The sequence below is a fragment of the Legionella drancourtii LLAP12 genome, assembly GCF_000162755.2.
In the GTDB taxonomy this organism is placed as follows: domain Bacteria; phylum Pseudomonadota; class Gammaproteobacteria; order Legionellales; family Legionellaceae; genus Legionella; species Legionella drancourtii.
The window spans coordinates 1-4,392 of record NZ_JH413808.1 but is presented as its reverse complement, the minus strand read 5'-3'; the positions used below and the strand labels follow the sequence as shown (position 1 = coordinate 4,392).

Sequence of the window (4,392 nt, the reverse complement as noted above, 5' to 3'; positions counted from 1 at the left end):
ATGCAAATAATGTGCATTTATTGTACATTATAAACATTAAGAGATTATTAAGGGATCATCTTGTATTTTTTTCGCTAATGCTGTGATTGGTATTTAGGTATTATCGGTGAACGGCAAAATAATGTGGCTGATGTCGGCAATTTAATCTGGCCGTTTACACTGTTTCAACTAAATATTGTTCAATTTATAGAAATCAACCGTTTTAGTGAACAGAGATCTATTGAGTATACTTTATTGATAGAGCCCATAAATGAACATTTTTTGAGACTAGGGGTAATTGTTCTAAGACAGGTAGAATATTGAAGTGGGTATTAAAAAATTATTTTTAAATCAAATAGTTTAAAAAAAATGGAGCCAATACTACAAATAAACCAATAAAAAATATTAAAAATTTTAATTAATAGCTTTGCTCGGTCACTGGTATAAGGTAGCTCAAGGTAAATAAAAATATTTTTGGGCAAGAAAACAAATAAATTTATCCAGTAGAAAGGACTAAAAGTCTCTATCATTCTTTGTTTATTAAATCCTATTGCTTGAGTCAGAAATTTATGAATGGTCGCAGGAACATTTGTTTCTCCAATCCAGCCAATATAATCAATATTACTGAGGACACTTATATTATTATGCGTTACAAAGCCATGTCCTGTTGGGGTGGTTGCTTGAATAATAAAATCTTTTATTTCAGATTTTTTAAGTAATTTAATTATATCATTGTTCTTTTCTAGTACTTTCGTGTGTAGAGGATCCCATTCTTGCTTAGAAATACTATTATAACGGCAATATTGTGTATATATCTTTTTGAAATTGTATAATTTGTACCAATTTAGTCCGTTTTTAGAGAATTTTAAAAAAATTAATATAAAAGCAGCAAGACAAAGGTAATTGAACATTAGTGAGCGCCAGATTAAGTTTGTTGTTGATATTAATTGCTGTAATTATTAAAATCAAACAATATTAAACATAAATGGCAGACAGAAATCATATCCGTTAATCTGATTAACCTCTATCTTAAATCTTTATATTATGTTTTTCAAAAAAATTAATTATTTCTTCAGATTGCCCGGTGTAAATAATTTCAGTGTTGTATATTTCATGACATTTTAGAATTTTTAATTTATTGCTCCATGCTTTATCAGTGATAAATAAGTCGGAAAATGGCATCATAATAGATATGTGCTTTATGTCCATAATATCACCTGGCTTAATGTTGTTCGGGCTTGTTGTTAATTGTGCGAGCAAAGAGCATTCTAAATTCACAAATGGTAATTCTTGATAATAATTAGAATTGTAAAACTCAAGAAGTCCCTCTTGTCCTTCATTGTCTGGATGTAATGAATTCCACATTAATAAATCGTAGTAACTACTAACTAATCCAAATAATATATATGGATTAAGTTTATCATTTTCATGAATAAATAGTGTTTGCTTAAGTGCCGTAAACCTTTTCTGTTGTTCAATCTTTAATTGTGTTTCAATTTGAACATTATTTCTTAGATTTTCTGTCCTTTCTTGGTTTAGTAAATCGCTGCTTATGTCAGAGGATCTAACATCGGGCTCGGTTATATAGGGATTAAATGATGGGAAAATTATAAACTCCCTTGATAGTGTTTCTCTTATTTCATCAACAGGATCTTGTTCAAACAATGACAGGTATGATAATTCAATATTATTTTCACTATTTAAATAACCTTTCATTCCTTCTCTTATATGATTATTTTCAATATCAAATTTTCCTTTTGTCATTATATCCAATGTTATTTTTTTTAAGATTTTGAACCAATCATCCTTTTTATTTTCAGCAATCTCAAAACCTTGTTCAGCAAATGGAACGATTATTTTTCCTTCTGCAGAGCCTTTAATAAGATATTGATAAAGCAAAGAAATTTGAGCAGTGTCAGAAGCAGTCAATTTTTCCGGGTTGTTTAGAAATCTAATTATCTTTATCATGACATACGTATCTAACCATATAATTGGGAGAGGACATTTCTCAATTTGATACATATTTATTTCACTCCCTAATAAGATTGTTTTTTATATATTTATATAATGTAGGTTTGGACACCCCAACTAAGTTACAAATTTGTTTAATACTATGTTGTTTGCCATCATAAAGTTGTATTGCTAATTTAGTTTTATCTATAGAGAGTTTTTTTGGACGACCTCCATTCTTCCCTCTTGCTCTTGCTGCTTGTAGACCAGCATGCGTTCGTTCACGTATAAGATTCCTTTCAAATTCAGCTAGTGCCCCAAATATATGAAAAATGAGTTTTCCAGAACTTGATGAAGTATCAATTGATTCATGTAGACTTTTAATTCCAATCTTTTTCCCATCAAGCAGGGCTATCATTTCTATTAAGTCTTTTAGTGACCGGCTTAATCGATCAAGTCTCCAAACGATAATGATATCTCCTTCTCTAGCATACTCGATCGCGGCTTCTAATCCAGGACGATTAATTTTATTTCCGCTCATGTGATCATCGTAAAATTTTTCACAACCAGCATTTTTTAGAGCATCATGTTGCAGATCTAAATTTTGATCATCTGTGGAAACTCGTGCATACCCGATTAGCATTATTGGCCTCATACGTTAATTATCTCATTAAATTTGATGGTAATGTAACTTTGAATAATTAACCATAATTATTAACTTTTAAAGAGTATATCCTATAAGGAGTTTAAAAATTAATTTTTGGAAGAGCTGGGTGGGCAATAAAACCCCCGTTTTACTTACTGCAATTTAGTGGGCTGTATAAAAAAAACGATTATTGTCTTTAAAATGAGCTATAATTTTATTATTATAGACACTCTTTTTTGAAAATTTTAATGGTGATTTCTACATTAATTCTATTAATATAAATTATTCAATAAGTTATGAAATTTTATAAGCGAAGTAAAGTTGAAGTAAATTTGAGGTAAAATCGCAGATTTATTGCATTTGATCGTTTATACTCTCAATTGAGGAGACTATCAAAATGAATACCAATAGTTTAAACGACCTATTAGCTACAGTTCCAAATCATGATTATTTACATCTTTTAGAGGGCAATACTCCAAAAAAAGTAGCTGATTTTTTGGATTTGAGCCGTACAGATATATCAAAAGCAATGAAAATGGAAAAAGATCGTGTACGGTTGGATGATCAAATTAATAAAGATTTAAAACAACGCCTTCAAGAAATAGCAAATATTTGTGAGCTAATGGCAGGTTACTTTAAAGGCGATGTCAATAAAACTGCTTTATGGTTTAAAATTAAAAATCCTGCGCTCGGAGGAATATCTCCTAGAGATATGATTCGATATGGTCGCTATAAAAAATTGGAGTTATTTATTCGAAATGCGTTATCGGGAATTAATCCCTAAGTATGAAACCCTACGATCACAAGATATTTATACTATTGGACAGCGTTCCACCCAGAGCAATAAAAAGATGGATAAAACTACATGATCAAATCATAGATTATACTGCAGAACATTTCTCATATTTTGCTTATCGTAGATCTAAGATCATGGAGGAGCTAAAAACTTCATTAAGAGACAATTCCATTAATTTTGAATTTAATAATTGGGTGAGAGTTGTTTCTCAAGAGTTTTCAAATACTCCGTTATCCACAATTGGAAGTTATATAAGTTTTCCTGGAGGGCGTTTTAATATAGGGAATATCGATCCTCAAAGATTTCCGCAATTTCCTGCATTATATTTAGCTAGTGAATCAGCCACAGCATTTTTAGAGATGAAAGGATTAGAGCCAGAAGAGACTCATGAAGGACTCACTGGTAGTGAACTTTCTGTTGCTGGTAATTTTAGTCATTTCCAAGTGCAGGGAGAGCTAACGAATGTTCTAGATTTAACAAATGAAGAAGCTCTTCGTTCTTTTTATAATTTAATTAAAGATATACAACTTCCAATTTACTATATAAAAAAAGCTCGCGAATTAAAATCGAGTGCAATGCCACCAGTAAAAAACTTACCAGAACTACTCAGCACTATCTTCGCGCCTAATTGGAGATTGATGCCTATGCAATTCGATGTACCCGCTAATTCGCAAATTTTGGGTCAAATTGCACAATCGGCTGGATTAGAAGGAATACTGTATCCTTCTATTAAAACACAGAAAACTGTACTTGCAATATATCCCCAAAATTTTAGCTATTCTGATTCCTTTATAGAGATTGAGGGCAGGGTAGCGAAAACAGTTGAACATACAAGAATTGATAAAAATACTTTTAAAAATTATCTACCTTAAATAATAACTATCCATAGGTTTGTGACAAGCGTGAGCCTCTGCCTTATAATATGGTTAAGTCTGATTAATTAGGTTAATCAGACCTAAGATTCTGGGTTGAATCTGGGTGTAAACCCTCGGCCGGCATCTTTGCAAAAAATGGTCATGTT

Annotated in this window: 5 protein-coding genes; 2 read left to right on the top strand and 3 right to left on the bottom strand. The window is 31.1% G+C overall.

Annotated elements, in window-relative coordinates; genetic code table 11:
* Positions 1 to 311: 311 nt before the first annotated feature.
* The 3 genes from LDG_RS04070 to LDG_RS04060 all read right to left on the bottom strand — a co-directional run bounded on the left by LDG_RS04070 (position 312) and on the right by LDG_RS04060 (position 2,572).
* Positions 312 to 890, bottom strand: coding sequence for a hypothetical protein (locus LDG_RS04070; protein WP_006869882.1), 579 nt, complete (start codon positions 888 to 890; stop codon positions 312 to 314).
* Positions 891 to 1,008: 118 nt separating this feature from the next.
* The gene (locus tag LDG_RS04065; protein ID WP_006869881.1) at positions 1,009 to 2,001 is read right to left on the bottom strand and encodes a hypothetical protein; all 993 of its coding nucleotides are present in this window, start codon (positions 1,999 to 2,001) and stop codon (positions 1,009 to 1,011) included.
* 7 nt (positions 2,002 to 2,008) lie between these two features.
* Complete coding sequence (locus tag LDG_RS04060; protein ID WP_040534455.1) at positions 2,009 to 2,572, bottom strand: recombinase family protein; 564 nt, start codon at positions 2,570 to 2,572, stop codon at positions 2,009 to 2,011.
* A 400-nt stretch (positions 2,573 to 2,972) separates the two neighbouring features.
* Here LDG_RS04060 and LDG_RS04055 point away from each other — a divergent pair, with 400 nt between their 5' ends.
* Both LDG_RS04055 and LDG_RS04050 read left to right on the top strand, forming a co-directional pair.
* Positions 2,973 to 3,359 (top strand): hypothetical protein, encoded by a 387-nt coding sequence (locus LDG_RS04055; RefSeq protein ID WP_006869879.1) that lies wholly within the window; start codon positions 2,973 to 2,975, stop codon positions 3,357 to 3,359.
* A gap of 2 nt (positions 3,360 to 3,361) precedes the next feature.
* Complete coding sequence (locus LDG_RS04050) at positions 3,362 to 4,243, top strand: RES family NAD+ phosphorylase (protein WP_006869878.1); 882 nt, start codon at positions 3,362 to 3,364, stop codon at positions 4,241 to 4,243.
* The last annotated feature ends 149 nt before the right edge of the window (positions 4,244 to 4,392 follow it).

Excerpts from the sequence above, each read along its gene's own strand:
- LDG_RS04070 (WP_006869882.1), bottom strand. The coding sequence starts at position 890 with ATGTTCAATTACCTTTGTCTTGCTGCTTTTATATTAATTTTTTTAAAA.
- LDG_RS04065 (WP_006869881.1), bottom strand. The coding sequence starts at position 2,001 with ATGTATCAAATTGAGAAATGTCCTCTCCCAATTATATGGTTAGATACG.
- LDG_RS04060 (WP_040534455.1), bottom strand. The coding sequence starts at position 2,572 with ATGCTAATCGGGTATGCACGAGTTTCCACAGATGATCAAAATTTAGAT.
- LDG_RS04055 (WP_006869879.1), top strand. The coding sequence starts at position 2,973 with ATGAATACCAATAGTTTAAACGACCTATTAGCTACAGTTCCAAATCAT.
- LDG_RS04050 (WP_006869878.1), top strand. The coding sequence starts at position 3,362 with ATGAAACCCTACGATCACAAGATATTTATACTATTGGACAGCGTTCCA.